The sequence below is a fragment of the Priestia sp. 3CA3 genome (assembly GCF_056836725.1).
Genome location: NZ_JBXENJ010000003.1, coordinates 333,236 through 346,913, shown reverse-complemented (window position 1 = coordinate 346,913; position 13,678 = coordinate 333,236). Strand labels below are relative to the sequence as shown.

At 37.4% G+C, this 13,678-nt stretch carries 12 protein-coding genes and 1 tRNA gene; 12 read left to right on the top strand and 1 reads right to left on the bottom strand.

All coding sequences use genetic code 11. The features are described from left to right. The first annotated feature begins 235 nt into the window (after nt 1–235). The 3 genes from AC1VNJ_RS11090 (at nt 236) to AC1VNJ_RS11080 (ending at nt 2,615) form a co-directional block, all read left to right on the top strand. Nucleotides 236–307, top strand: a tRNA-Val gene (locus AC1VNJ_RS11090). Nucleotides 308–475: 168 nt separating this feature from the next. Continuing rightward, nucleotides 476–1,921 carry a DEAD/DEAH box helicase gene (locus AC1VNJ_RS11085; protein ID WP_034269394.1) on the top strand — a complete coding sequence of 482 codons (1,446 nt, stop codon included), beginning with the start codon at nt 476–478 and terminating at the stop codon, nt 1,919–1,921. Between the two features lie 64 nt (nt 1,922–1,985). Then, nucleotides 1,986–2,615: a copper homeostasis protein CutC gene (locus AC1VNJ_RS11080; RefSeq protein ID WP_482640805.1), complete on the top strand. Its 630-nt coding sequence runs from the start codon at nt 1,986–1,988 to the stop codon at nt 2,613–2,615. Here the strand turns inward: AC1VNJ_RS11080 and AC1VNJ_RS11075 are convergent. Next, nucleotides 2,551–3,987 (bottom strand): amino acid permease, encoded by a 1,437-nt coding sequence (locus AC1VNJ_RS11075; RefSeq protein ID WP_482640804.1) that lies wholly within the window; start codon nt 3,985–3,987, stop codon nt 2,551–2,553. The genes AC1VNJ_RS11080 and AC1VNJ_RS11075 overlap by 65 nt on opposite strands. A gap of 446 nt (nt 3,988–4,433) precedes the next feature. On the opposite strand from AC1VNJ_RS11075, the gene AC1VNJ_RS11070 reads away from it, so the two are divergent. From AC1VNJ_RS11070 to AC1VNJ_RS11030, 9 genes are all read left to right on the top strand, one after another. Then, entirely contained in the window at nt 4,434–4,772 is a 339-nt protein-coding gene (locus AC1VNJ_RS11070; RefSeq protein WP_098625959.1) for a YflT domain-containing protein, read from the top strand. A 271-nt stretch (nt 4,773–5,043) separates the two neighbouring features. Next, complete coding sequence (locus AC1VNJ_RS11065) at nt 5,044–5,766, top strand: MBL fold metallo-hydrolase (RefSeq protein WP_482640803.1); 723 nt, start codon at nt 5,044–5,046, stop codon at nt 5,764–5,766. A 4-nt stretch (nt 5,767–5,770) separates the two neighbouring features. Continuing rightward, nucleotides 5,771–6,349: a TetR/AcrR family transcriptional regulator gene (locus AC1VNJ_RS11060; protein WP_047751634.1), complete on the top strand. Its 579-nt coding sequence runs from the start codon at nt 5,771–5,773 to the stop codon at nt 6,347–6,349. 259 nt (nt 6,350–6,608) lie between these two features. Then, nucleotides 6,609–8,558, top strand: coding sequence for a BglG family transcription antiterminator (locus AC1VNJ_RS11055; RefSeq protein WP_098625964.1), 1,950 nt, complete (start codon nt 6,609–6,611; stop codon nt 8,556–8,558). A gap of 159 nt (nt 8,559–8,717) precedes the next feature. Next, nucleotides 8,718–9,023 carry a PTS sugar transporter subunit IIB gene (locus AC1VNJ_RS11050; RefSeq protein WP_028412318.1) on the top strand — a complete coding sequence of 102 codons (306 nt, stop codon included), beginning with the start codon at nt 8,718–8,720 and terminating at the stop codon, nt 9,021–9,023. A gap of 13 nt (nt 9,024–9,036) precedes the next feature. Further along, nucleotides 9,037–10,395, top strand: coding sequence for a PTS cellobiose transporter subunit IIC (gene celB / locus AC1VNJ_RS11045; RefSeq protein WP_028412317.1), 1,359 nt, complete (start codon nt 9,037–9,039; stop codon nt 10,393–10,395). Nucleotides 10,396–10,408: 13 nt separating this feature from the next. Further along, the gene (locus AC1VNJ_RS11040) at nt 10,409–10,738 is read left to right on the top strand and encodes a PTS lactose/cellobiose transporter subunit IIA (protein ID WP_034269415.1); all 330 of its coding nucleotides are present in this window, start codon (nt 10,409–10,411) and stop codon (nt 10,736–10,738) included. Beyond that, entirely contained in the window at nt 10,735–12,063 is a 1,329-nt protein-coding gene (locus tag AC1VNJ_RS11035; protein ID WP_482640802.1) for a 6-phospho-beta-glucosidase, read from the top strand. The genes AC1VNJ_RS11040 and AC1VNJ_RS11035 overlap by 4 nt, the downstream gene beginning before the upstream one ends. Nucleotides 12,064–12,177: 114 nt before the next feature. Next, entirely contained in the window at nt 12,178–13,527 is a 1,350-nt protein-coding gene (locus AC1VNJ_RS11030) for a sigma 54-interacting transcriptional regulator (RefSeq protein WP_430052874.1), read from the top strand. Nucleotides 13,528–13,678: the final 151 nt, after the last annotated feature.

Below are 13,678 nucleotides of genomic sequence, written 5' to 3'. Positions count from 1 at the left end.
TTCAATCTCAGCTTTTTGTTCTTTACTGACTTCTCTTAAAGGATTAGTGGCTAGAAAACATAGTGGACAGACAAAATCAAAATAAAATTCAGCGTGTGCTTTCATCCCGTCATGCTCCTTTATGGCATGTTTTTAGTTTATCAAAAGTAAAGACGGTTCTTCCAACTTGGGGACTGTGGAAAAATAGTTGACAAAATTGGATAACTCTTTCTATAATATAGTCAATACATATTACGAGCGATTAGTTCAGTGGGAGAATACATCCTTGACAGGGATGGGGTCGGGGGTTCGAATCCCTCATCGCTCATACCAAAGCCGTTTTCTTATTAATAAGAGAGCGGCTTTTCTCTTTGGCTTAACAAACCAATGCTATATTAAATCTTGAGCGCGCATAGAAGAATTAAAGTATAATGAAACATAGTGCATCAGGTCATGATAAAGATAATCACTAATTTAAAATAAATGAGGGTACAAAATGAATCAAAGAAGTTTTAGTCAATACGGTCTTAGTGACAAGGTAGCTAAGGCACTTTCTAGCCTGCAATACAATCATCCTACGGAAGTACAAAGCAAGGTGCTTCCCATCGCGCTAGAAGAAAGAGATGTTGTCGTGAAGTCTCAAACAGGAAGTGGAAAAACGGCTTCCTTTGGCATTCCACTGTGTGAATTAGTTAATTGGGAAGAAAATAAGCCCCAGGCCTTAGTGTTAACGCCTACACGAGAGCTGGCTGCACAGGTAAAAGAAGATATTACCAATATCGGCCGTTTTAAGAGAATTAAAGCAGCAGCTGTCTATGGAAAATCACCATTTGCCAAGCAAAAAGTAGAATTAAAGCAAAAAACACATATTGTCGTGGGAACGCCTGGACGAGTGCTTGATCATATAGAAAAAGAAACGCTTGCATTAGAGAAAATTCGTTATTTGGTTATTGATGAAGCAGACGAAATGCTAAATATGGGTTTTATTGATCAAGTGGAAGCAATTATTCAACATCTTCCTAGTGAGCGTGTAACGATGCTTTTCTCGGCTACGCTTCCTGAAGATATTGAAGAGCTGTCTCGCAAATATATGAAGAAGCCGGTTGATGTTGAAATCAAAGCGAACGGATTAACAACAAGCACGATTGACCATTCTGTTATAACAGTACAAAATGAACGTAAATTTGAACTGCTGAAAGACGTAACTACAGTAGAAAATCCAGACAGCTGCATCATTTTTTGCCGCACGCAAGAGCAGGTAAATACGCTGTTAGATGATTTAGATGATCTTGGATATCCTTGTGATAAAATTCATGGGGCAATGGTGCAAGAAGACCGTTTTGAGGTTATGAATGATTTCAAAAAAGGGAAATTCCGCTATTTAGTAGCAACAGATGTAGCTGCGAGAGGAATTGATATTGATAATATCACGCACGTTATTAACTATGACCTTCCTTTGGAAAAAGAAAGCTACGTTCACCGTACGGGAAGAACGGGACGTGCCGGTAAAAAAGGGAAGGCTATCACATTTGTAACGCCTTATGAAGAGAGAATGCTATCGGAAATTGAAGAATATATTGGTTTTTCGATTCCAGTATCTACTCCTCCTTCTAAAGAAGAAGTACAGCAGGCAGCATTCGCTTTTAATGAAAAAATTAATGAGCGTCCAGAAGTTAAAAAAGATAAAAGCGAGTCATTAAATAAAGACATTATGAAGCTGTACTTTAACGGCGGAAAGAAAAAGAAAATTCGAGCGGTCGATTTTGTAGGAACAATCGCAAAATTAGACGGAGTAACCGCAGACGATATTGGAATTATTACCATTCAAGAAAATGTCTCGTATGTAGAGATTCTGAATGGAAAAGGTCCCAAAGTGTTGCAAGCAATGAAAAACAAAACAATTAAAGGAAAGAAATTAAAAGTTCATAAAGCGATTAAATAATAAAGGAAAGTCCATCTTTTTAAAGATGGGCTTTATTTATACAGCCAATAAAGGAGTTGAAAGTATGAAGTACATAAAAGAAGCGTGTGTAGAAGGGTATGAGCAGGCAAAAAAAGCCGAAAAGCTAGGAGCAGACCGCATTGAATTATGTGACAATCTCAGTCAAGGAGGCACTACGCCAAGTTACGGCACCATTCAACATGCAAGTGAACATCTTGATACAGATATCAACGTGATTATTCGCCCAAGAAGCGGGAACTTTGTATATTGGGAAGCAGAATTTCAAATTATGAAAAAAGACGTTAAAGCATGTAAAGACCTTGGAGTAAACGGAGTAGTATTCGGCATATTAACAGAAAAAAATGAAATCGATCACGGACGCACTAAAGAATTAATAGCAGAAGCTCGTCCTTTAAGCGTTACGTTTCATATGGCATTTGATGAGATTAAAGATAAATACAAAGCCATTGATATACTTAGTGAAATGGGAGCAGACCGCATTTTGACCAAAGGTGGGAAAGGGTCTGCTTTGCAAAACTTGCAGGTGATCCGAGAACTGATCACATACGCCAATGACCGTCTTATTATTTTGCCCGGCGGAGGAATTCATGAAGGCAACGCAGATCGGGTTATAAAAGACACACAGGCGACTGAATTACACGGAACAAAAATTGTAGGAGATTTATCGGATTAAATAAAAGAGGCTGGGACAAAAGTATGTTAGTCAAAGTGAAAAACGAACCTACGACGAGTAAAGCAATTAAAAGAGTTAAAAAGAACTGCGAACGCAATGAATCAATAAATGCCATGGCAATAAAGATACTAGTGATGGCAAGGATTGTAGCGTAAGTTAAGTAAGGAAACAACCACATTTTAATTTTTAATGCTTCAGGGTTTTCTTTTTCATATTTTTTTCTCATTTTAATTTGTGAAAATGCAATAACGAGGTACACAAGAAGGGCTACGCCGCCTGATGCATTCACTAAGAACAAAAAGATTTTATCTGGCGAAATATAGTTAAAGATGACGCTGATGTACGAAATAACTGTACATGCTAATATCGCGCTAACCGGTACGCCTTTTTTATTTAATTTTGAAAAGCTTTTTGGCGCATTACCATTTTGAGACATGGAAAACAGCATACGAGAGCTTGTATACAAACCAGAATTCAGACAAGAAAGGACAGCTGTTAAAATAATAAAGTTCATAATTTGAGCGGCGGCCGGTATGTTTACTAATTCAAGAATAGAGACAAATGGGCTTTTCATTAGGCTTGATGAATTCCACGGAAGAACGGTTACTAAAATAAAAATAGATCCTAAATAGAAAAATAAAATACGATAAATAACGGTATTGGTCGCAATGGTAATGGCTTTTTCAGGTTGAGAAGATTCACCTGCCGCGGTTGCAACAATTTCTGTTCCCATAAAGGAGAACATGACAAGGGCGATTCCTAAAAATACAGAGCTAATTCCATTCGGTAAAAAGCCGCCTTTATGCAAAAGATTGGAAGTGCCGGGAGAATCAATTCCTGGAATGAATCCACAAATAATAGCAATACCTAAAAGTAAAAAAAGAACGATACTGACAACTTTAATGAGAGAAAACCAATATTCAAATTCTCCGAAAGATTTAACAGAGTACAGATTGGTCATCGTTAATAAAAAAGTAAGAGTCAGACTAACTCCCCAAGACGGTAAAGACGGGAACCAGTATTGAATAATATTTGCACCTGCAATGGCTTCAACAGCAATAACGATAACCCAGAAAAACCAGTAGAGCCAGCCAATTGTGTAGCCGGCCCAAGGGCCTAATGCCTCTTTTGCATAAGTGGAAAACGAACCGCTGGAAGGATTTGCAGTAGACATTTCTCCAAGCATTCGCATGACTAAAATAACGAGTAAACCAGCAAATGCGTACGAAAAAATAGAGCCGGGTCCAGCGGTGTTAATGAGTGATCCGCTTCCAATAAACAATCCAGCGCCAATAATTCCTCCAAGAGAAATCATGGTGATATGCCGGATCTTTAACTCTTTTTTTAACTGTGGCTGTGGATGGCTGTTCATTTGTAACCTCCTATATAACCTGAATTTTTAGTTAATACGGAGAATTATAGTATGTTATAAGGTGCAAGGACAGGATGTTGTTAGAAGTTCTTTCATATAAAAAACCGGATATGAATGGTTGCATTCATATCCGGCTTACTCTGACACAGACATTCATTATGCGTAGAAAGTACCTGATTAGCGCCTTTTTTCTTTATTATAATAAGCAATGCAGATGAATTTTTTATGAATGGTAGCTGAAAATAAGCTGAATGATTGTTTTAGATACGTTAATCAAAAGAGATGTAAATACAATTAAAGGATAATATGGAATGATATTCAAACTCTCCGTAAAGCGCTAAATGCGGGTTTTCCTTTCTGAAAACGGGTATATATAGTAGTAAGAAGTTCATTCTTTTACTAAGTATAAAAGAAAGATGTGCGATAGAAACAGGAGGTTATAAATAATGAAACATGTTGAAGTAGTAGAAAACGGAGCGAATATTAACGAAGCAGTTAATCAATTTGCAGATAAAGGTTTTGAGAAAAATGAAGTATACGTGTTTACCTATGACAAGGAAAATTCTAAAAATTTAACAGAAGTCACGGACACAAATATTATTCGACTGTCTGAAGAAGGTCCTTTACATTCAGCAGCGAGTTTATTTTTAACAAGAGAAGATGAGCTTCGAACAAAAATGGCTTCGCTAGGCTTATCAAAAGACGAAACTAAAAAATATGAAGAAGAGTTAAAGAAAGGCAGTGCGATTGTAGTGGCTGCTAGGGGAGAAAGAAAAGACGTTTAATTAGGGCAAAAGTAGTTTAGTTAAAGTAAGATCCGAACGCGGTTATTCTCTATCAAGAATCAGCCGCGTTCGGATTTTTTTGTGGGGACGGTGTAACAAGTGATCTATACGAGCTCCTTTATTCCATTTGTTTGTCTTTAAATTCACTCGATTTCGTTATGTCTCACACTCTTTTTTGTTTTTTCCAATATATGATTGATAAAACTAATGGTATTAGTTAAAATAAAAACTAATATCATTAGTTTTTATTTTGATAATAGGGGATGAGGAAATGAGAATAGTTCGTGAGAAAATGTTGTATCAATTGACGTTTTTGCCTCGATTTTTTCCAGTGAATTGTTATTTAGTCGAAGAGAAAGACAGTCTTACGTTAATTGATGCGGCTTTTCCTTACAGCGCGTCAGGTATTTTGAAAGCTGCAGATCAAATTGGAAAACCGATTACTCGAATTGTTTTTACTCATACTCATGAAGATCACATCGGAGCAATTGATAATTTGAAGAAAAGTTTGCCGAATGCTTCTGTTTATATGTCGCAAAGAGATTATCGATTATTTTCAGGAGACTTTGCACTCAATTCTAAAGAACCTCAAAACCCAATCCGTGGAGGAATACCAAAACTAGGAAAGATTTCAACTAAAATTGATCATTTCATCGAAGAAGAGTCTTATATAGGCTCACTTGCTCCTATTTTTACACCTGGACATACACCTGGGTCTATGTCTTTTTTAGACCAGAGAACAAACGCATTAATTGCGGGAGATTCTTTCCAAGTGCGGGGAGGAGTTGCCGTATCAGGTCAGTTAAAACCGCTGTTTCCGTTTCCTGCCTTTGGAACGTGGAGCAAAGAGCTAGCGCTTAAAAGTGCAGAAAAGCTATATGAATTAAACCCGTCACTTCTTGCTGTTGGACACGGAAGAATGCTTTCTCAACCGCTAAAAATGATGGAAAAAGCAATACAACAAGCAAAAGTAAAAATAGAAAAGAGGAGATGAAGGGATGTCGCCACGACAAGGACTAGATTTCAAAAAGGTTATTCAAACAGGTGAAAATTTGGCCAATCGTGAAGGGTTTTATGCTGTTACAATTGCTTCATTAGCCAAAGAATTAGATGTTCGCCCTCCGTCTTTGTATAATCATATAAAAGGGTTAGAAGAGCTGCGCAAAGAACTGGCTTTAAGCGGACTGCAGCAGCTACACTATCTTCTAAAAAGTGCTGTTGAACATGCTTCTGCAGAAGACGCTGTTTATCAGCTAAGTAAAGCGTACGTTTCATTTGTAAGAAAGTCTCCCGGAATATACGAAGCAACGGCAACGGTGGCACCAACGATACAGGATGAAGAAGTACAAAAAGCATCTGATAACATCGTATTTTTAGTGCTGGAGGTGTTAAAACCGTATCATCTTCCGGAAAGTGAAGCCCTTCATGCTGTTAGAAGTCTCCGCAGCATTTTACATGGATTTTCTTCTTTGGAGCAAAAAGGGGGATTTGGAATGCCGTTGAGTACTGATGAGACACTAGATTTTTTAATTCGTACGTTTGTATTGGGGCTACACCGGTATGAACAGACCCCATAAATTTCATTAATGCCACTAAGCCTAACGCTTTAATGGAAATTGAAAAAAAACAGAAAGAATGATAGATTACAAATAAAGACATTTATTCCTATTGTTTTAGGGTTGTTACTGATGAAGCAGGCAAAACCTAAGCTGCAAGGACAGAAAAGGTAGTTTCTGTTTGTTGCTGTTTAGGTATTTTTTGCTTTTGTTTAAAATAACCAGCTCTTTTAATTTATTTTATAAAGGGGAAATCTTCTGAGAATGGAGAGAAACAAACATGCTTAATTCAAGAATGATCGTCATATTAAGAGAACTAATGTCCGTACAGTCTACATTATCAACCGTTACAAGCGAATATTTAGCAACAGTAAATCAGGTATCTTCTAGAACTATTCGAACGGATATAAAACAGTTAGATGACATTTTGTCTCAGTACGGGGCCAAAATTAAATCAGCTCGAGGGACGGGATATGAACTTAGCGTTTTAGATGAAAAACAATTTCATCAGCTATTAAAAGAACTTTCGGCTAATCAATTATTTGATTCAACTTCTATTCCAACCGTTCCTGATGACCGCGTGCATTATTTAATTAAAAGACTGCTGCTAGCAGACGGATATTTGAAGCTCGAAGATTTAGCAGACGAGTTATATATTAGCAAATCAACGGTTCAAAACGATTTAAGAGATGTTAAAAAACAGCTGTGTAAGTATGATATTCTTTTAGAAAAACGTCCTAACTATGGCTTGAAAGCTAAAGGGGACGAAATGAAAATGAGATTTTGTATGTCTGAGTACATATTTAACCGAAAAGATAAAGAAGTAGATATGGTATACAATGAAATATCCATCCTGCCCCAAGAATCAATCTTAACGATTAAAGCCCACATTTTAAATCAAATAAAACGATACAATATTATGGTTTCAGATATTGGATTAAATAATTTAATCATTCATTTAGCAATAGCTTGTAAGCGAATACAAGAAGAAAATTTTATCTCTTTGTATTCAGAAGACTTGCTTGAAATTATGGAGCATAAAGAATATGAAGTAGCAGCTGAAATTGTGAGGGAAATTGAAAAGGCATTCAAGATTCGTTTTCCGAAATCAGAAACAGCGTATATCGCCATTCATTTGCTAGGTACAAAAATGCTCAACAGTAGCAATCATGAAGACAAAGAAGTGAAGCAGTTTATTGCCGCAGATATTTATGAATTAACAGCGGCTATATTAGAAGCAATTGAAAAAGAGCTTCATTTAGGAATTAGTGAAGATTCAGAGTTGATTCTTGGCATGAGTTTGCATTTGAAACCGGCTATCAACCGCTATAAATATGGAATGAATCTGCGAAACCCGATGCTCGAAGGAATTAAGAGTCATTACCCTCTTGCTTTTGAAGCTGGAATTATTGCCGGGAAGGTTTTAAAAAATCGCCTTGAAATTGACATGCATGAAACGGAAATTGGCTATTTAGCTTTACATATTGGAGGGGCCATTGAACGTCGGAAAATTATCAATCAGCCTAAGCGCTGTTTGATTGTATGCGCATCGGGAGTAGGGAGTGCCAAGCTATTATCATATAAGCTGCAGGCTACGTTTGGATTAAATCTTACTATTTTAGGAACAACTCAGTATTATAAGCTTCACCAAATGTCGCTGCACTCTTTAGATTTTATTGTTAGTACCATTCCAATTCCAGAGGATCTTCCTGTTCCTGTAGTACAAGTAAGTACAATTCTAGGAAACAATGATTTTAAAAAAATTGAATGTTTAATGAAGAATAAACCGCAGTCTTCGTTAGAATACACGAAAAAAGAATTAGTATATTTACAGCAAGAATTTCAAACAAGAGAAGAAGTGCTTCATTTTTTAGGAGAGAAATTAACTCATCTAGGACTAGTTCCTTTTCAATTTATAGAATCTGTTTTTGAAAGAGAAGCTGCATCCCCAACAAGTTTTGGCAATCTCGTTGCGATTCCGCATCCTATGGTTCCTCAAACCGATACGACGTTTTGGGCCATTTGCACGTTAAAAAAACCGATTATGTGGGAAGGAAATCTTGTGCAATTTATTTGTCTTTTAAGTGTAAAAGCGAATAATCAAGGCGATTTGCAGAAGATGTACAGTTTGTTGGTTCGCGTTGTGGATGACAAGCAGGTCGTGCAGCGCTTAGTAAAGTGCAAGGATTATGAGGAGTTTATAGAGGTATTTATGAAAAATATTAGATAAAAGAAGTCCAAGAGAGGGGCTTCTTCTTTTGTCTGAATGTTCAAACATAATTTTTCCGTTACTAACGGAAAAAGGTTGTGTATAAATGTAAGCGCTTTTATTTTAAGATAAAACTATCAACAAAACAGATAGCAAAATAAAAAAACGGGGGAATGACAGATGAATATTCTATTATGTTGTGCAGCTGGAATGTCTACAAGTTTACTAGTAACAAAAATGGAAAAAAGTGCTCAGGACCAAAGCACGGAGTATAAAATTTGGGCAGTTCCTGGTGACTCTGTTCGCAATCATATTGATCAAGCAGATGTACTGTTATTAGGACCTCAAGTGCGCTACTTGCTGCCGCAGCTTAAGAAGCTAGGTGAAGAAAAAGGAGTGCCAGTTGACGTTATAAATCCTGTTCACTACGGAACGTGTAATGGAGAACAAGTGTTAAAATTTGCAGCTCAACTAGTTTCAAAATAGGAGTGTGGACTACATGAGCAAATTTAATAGTATGCTTGAAAGCAAAGTAATGCCTATCGCCGGAAAAATGGCAGGTCAACGCCATTTACAAGCACTTCGAGACGGTATTGTTCTAACAATGCCGCTCATTATTATCGGTTCCGTATTTTTAATACTATCGAATTTACCGATACCAGGTTACAACGACTTTATGGCAGGGATTTTCGGAAAAGAATGGGCCACAAAAATGGCGTATCCAGTTGGAGCTACATTCGATATTATGGCGCTGCTTGCTTGTTTCGGAATAGCCTATCGATTAGCTGAAAAATATGGAGTAGACGCTTTGTCCGCAGGTGCTATTTCACTTGCTGCCTTTTTACTTGCTACTCCGTATAAAGTGTCGTTTCTCCCAAGCGGCGCTAAAGAAGCTATTTTAGTAGACGGCGGAATTCCAACCGCTTTAATGGGAAGTAAAGGACTTTTCGTAGCAATGATTGTCGCGATTCTCTCTACGGAAATTTACAGATGGTTTATTCAAAAAGATATTGTCATCAAGATGCCTGATGGAGTTCCACCCGCTGTTGGAAAATCGTTTGCCGCTCTTATTCCTGGCTTCACGGTAATAGCATTTATTTGGATTTTACGTTTGTTAGTAGAACAAACGCATTTTGGAAGTCTGCATAATATCGTTGGAGAATTGCTTGGAAAGCCTTTAGGTGTGTTAGGCGGCAGTTTAGGCGGTACGCTAGTTGCCGAGCTTGTTATTATGCTCATGTGGTCTTGTGGACTTCATGGAGCGAATATTGTCGGTGGAATTATGGCTCCAATTTGGTATGGAGCTATGGATGAAAACAGAATTGCATTTGCTAACCATGAAGCATTACCCAATATTTTCACACAGCAGTTCTTTGACATTTGGATTAATATCGGAGGCAGCGGAGCGACACTAGCTCTAGTCGTTGCCATGATTTTAAAAGCGCGCAGTCAACAAATGAAGCAGCTTGGTAAATTAGGAATAGGGCCAGCTCTTTTTAATATCAATGAGCCGATTATCTTTGGACTTCCGATGGTGATGAATCCAATGATGCTTATTCCGTTTATTATTACCCCTCTTGTGACGGTAGTAGCAACCTATATTGCCATGTCGACAGGACTGGTAGCAAAACCAGCAGGTATTGCGGTTCCTTGGACCATGCCTCCGATTATTTCTGGCTATTTGGCCACAGGAGGAAAATTATCGGGTGCAGTTATGCAAGCTATTAACATCGGCATTTCTGTTTGCATTTATTATCCTTTCTTTAGAATGTGGGATAAACAAAAATTCACTGAAGAACATGGTATACAGCCTGCAGTTGAAGGGGTACCAAGTGATACACAGAAAGATATTGTGTGAGGAGGGATAAAGAATGGAAAGCGTTCAAGAATATATTTTTAAATTAATCTTACACGGTGGAAACGGCAGAAGTTCAGCAATGGAAGCGATAGCGGCTGCCAAAAAGGGAGATTTTTCAGAAGCGCGTGAAAAGCTTACACAAGCTTCTGAAGAATTAAATGCTGCTCATCATATCCAAACGTCGTTAATTCAAGGAGAAATTAGAGGGGATAGCACAGAAATTTCTCTGCTCATGATTCATGCTCAAGATCATTTAATGAATGCGATGACGGTAAAAGAAATGGCTACTGAATTTGTAGATTTATATGAAGCAATCAAAATTTCTGGGGGGATTACATTATGACAAAAGGTATTAAAATTGTAACAATTGGCGGAGGTTCAAGCTATACGCCTGAACTAATAGAAGGGTTTATTAAACGATATGATGAACTTCCAGTTCGAGAACTGTGGCTAGTAGACGTGGAAGAAGGAAAAGAAAAATTAGAGATTGTTGGAAATTTAGCGAAGAGAATGGTGAAAAAATCAGGTTTGCCAATCGAGGTTCATTTAACGTTAAATCGAAGAGAAGCACTAAAAGATGCGGATTTCGTAACAACTCAATTTCGCGTTGGCTTGTTAGATGCACGAGCGAAAGATGAAAGAATCCCGCTTAAATACGGGGTGCTCGGTCAAGAAACAAACGGACCGGGAGGATTATTTAAAGGACTTCGCACCATTCCCGTTATTTTAGATATCTGCCGTGACATTGAAGAGTTATGTCCAGAAGCTTGGCTGATTAACTTCACAAATCCTGCTGGCATGGTGACAGAAGCTGTGCTTTGCTATAGTAACATTAAAAAGATTGTAGGACTTTGTAATGTGCCAATCGGAATGGAAATGGGGATTGCTAAGCTGCTTGATGTAGACCACTCTCGCATTCGAATTGATTTTGCTGGTTTAAATCACATGGTCTACGGATTAGATGTATATGTAGATGGTGTAAGTGTCAAAGATCAAGTTATTGATTTATTGAGTGATCCAACTAACAGCAGCTTTGTGAAAAATGTAGCAGGACTTGGATGGGAGCCAGAATTCACAAAAGCGCTAAATGCGTTAACGTGTCCATATCACATGTACTATTATAAAACGCGTGAAATGGTAGAAAAAGAGCTTGTTAATTATGAAAAAGGTGAAACCAGAGCAGAAGTCGTGAAACAGTTGGAAAAAGAGCTGTTTGAACTGTACAAAGATCCTAACCTAGACATTAAACCGCCTCAATTGGAACAGCGCGGAGGTGCTTATTATAGTGATGCAGCGGTTCGATTGATTACATCCATTTATACGGATAAAGGCGATATTCAACCTGTAAACACAGTGAACAATGGCGCTATTGCAAGCATTCCAGCTGATTCTGCTGTAGAAGTAAGCTGTATCATTACAAAAGATGGTCCAAAGCCAATTTCAGTCGGCGATCTTCCCGTGCCTGTCCGCGGTCTTGTTCAAACCATTAAGTCATTTGAGCGGATTGCAGCTGAAGCAGCAGTGACAGGAGATTATGACAAAGCTATTTTAGCATTAACCATTAATCCTCTTGTTGCTTCTGATAAACTAGCTAAACAAATCGTCGATGAGATGTTAGAAGCTCATAAAGATTACTTGCCTCAATTTTTTAAAACGGTTCAAGCTTAAAGTCAAGCTGTTCGAATACAGTACGTATTCGAACAGCTTTTTTGTATAAAAGATATCTATTGTTTTTACTCTTTTCCATTTATACTAAGACACAAGACTCAGGGGGGATACAGCGTGAATAGGAAGAGAGAAGAACTAAATAGTATTGATGAAATAGCGGATGGAGAATTAAAAACTATTTTTGATATTTCTCATGATGCTATTTATATGTCTGATGGAGAAGGAAGAACATTAAAGGTAAGTTCGGGGTGTGAAAGGATATGGGGATACAAGGAAACAGAGTTGCTTGGAAAAACGGTTTATGAGTTAGAAAAAGAGGGGGCATACAGTCCATCGATTACGAGGCTTGTGTTAGAAAAGAAAGAAAAAGTATCAATGATTCAAGTTACAAAGTTGGGAAGGCGATTAAAAGTAATAGGTGCACCAATAAAAAATACGAAGGGGGACATTATTCGAGTCGTTAATATTTCAAAAGATATTACGGAACAGAACCAGTCTTTACAAAACGAAAAAAAAATTGCTCCATTTGAACATCTTCCTCAGGGTCAGATGGAAAGGTTGAATAACAAAAAGGTAAAGCAGATGTACATTTTGAGCGAAAACGAAGAAATGAAAACAGCGGTTTCTAGAGCTGAGAGAGCAGCTTTAGTAGAATCTAGTGTGTTAATCCATGGAGAAAGTGGAGTTGGTAAAGAAACCATGGCATATTTCATTCACGAGCGTAGTCCACGGAACAAAGGGCCGTTTGTAACAGTTCGTTGTGGTGCAATTTTATTATCTAATATAGAAAAGGAGATTTTTGGGCAAGGGGAGGGAATAGGAGCAATTGAAAAAGCCGGCGGCGGTACGGTTTTTTTAGATGAAATTGATTTATTGCCTTTGCCACTACAGCTGAAGTTATCTTACCTCGTAGAACAGCAATTAACATCCTCATATACTAGTGCTCGGTTTATTACGGGGACTTCAACTAATTTAACGGAAAGTATAAAAATAGGGAAATTTAAAAAAGAGCTGTATTATCAGCTAAGTATTATCCCTATTCAAATACCTCCGCTTCGAAACAGAAAAGAAGATATTATTCCATTGACGTTACATTTTTTAGAGAAAATTAATTTCTTGTATGAAAGTAAGAAAAAGCTACATCCTAGGCTGTTGAAAAAACTACAAAACTACTACAGCTGGCCAGGAAATGTTCGAGAGCTTAAAGCGTTAGTAGAGCGATTATTTGTATTAACAGAAGGAGAGTGGATTCAAGAAGAACAGTTAATGAGTGACATACTAGTAAGTGCAAAAAATGAAAAGAAAATTGAAATTCATGAGCTAATGCCTTTAAAAGCCGCGGTTCATTTAGTGGAACAAGAATTGCTGAGAAAGGCTAAGAAGAAATATAAATCCACTACACAAATAGCAAGAGCGCTGGGCGTTAATCAGTCTACAATTAGTAGGAAGCTAAGCCGCTTTTAATCGAAATAAAATGCCTATGCAAAAGTGCATAAATTATAAAAGGAGGGAGATAAACTCTGTAACTATCAAATTTTTATAAGAAATACGTTCACAAAAACTTATGCATAGACGCATAAGTTTCTTTTTTTATGAGATTGAATTTTCAGAAAAT

Excerpts from the sequence above, each read along its gene's own strand:
- AC1VNJ_RS11085 (WP_034269394.1), top strand. The coding sequence starts at position 476 with ATGAATCAAAGAAGTTTTAGTCAATACGGTCTTAGTGACAAGGTAGCT.
- AC1VNJ_RS11080 (WP_482640805.1), top strand. The coding sequence starts at position 1,986 with ATGAAGTACATAAAAGAAGCGTGTGTAGAAGGGTATGAGCAGGCAAAA.
- AC1VNJ_RS11075 (WP_482640804.1), bottom strand. The coding sequence starts at position 3,987 with ATGAACAGCCATCCACAGCCACAGTTAAAAAAAGAGTTAAAGATCCGG.
- AC1VNJ_RS11070 (WP_098625959.1), top strand. The coding sequence starts at position 4,434 with ATGAAACATGTTGAAGTAGTAGAAAACGGAGCGAATATTAACGAAGCA.
- AC1VNJ_RS11065 (WP_482640803.1), top strand. The coding sequence starts at position 5,044 with ATGAGAATAGTTCGTGAGAAAATGTTGTATCAATTGACGTTTTTGCCT.
- AC1VNJ_RS11060 (WP_047751634.1), top strand. The coding sequence starts at position 5,771 with ATGTCGCCACGACAAGGACTAGATTTCAAAAAGGTTATTCAAACAGGT.
- AC1VNJ_RS11055 (WP_098625964.1), top strand. The coding sequence starts at position 6,609 with ATGCTTAATTCAAGAATGATCGTCATATTAAGAGAACTAATGTCCGTA.
- AC1VNJ_RS11050 (WP_028412318.1), top strand. The coding sequence starts at position 8,718 with ATGAATATTCTATTATGTTGTGCAGCTGGAATGTCTACAAGTTTACTA.
- celB (WP_028412317.1), top strand. The coding sequence starts at position 9,037 with ATGAGCAAATTTAATAGTATGCTTGAAAGCAAAGTAATGCCTATCGCC.
- AC1VNJ_RS11040 (WP_034269415.1), top strand. The coding sequence starts at position 10,409 with ATGGAAAGCGTTCAAGAATATATTTTTAAATTAATCTTACACGGTGGA.
- AC1VNJ_RS11035 (WP_482640802.1), top strand. The coding sequence starts at position 10,735 with ATGACAAAAGGTATTAAAATTGTAACAATTGGCGGAGGTTCAAGCTAT.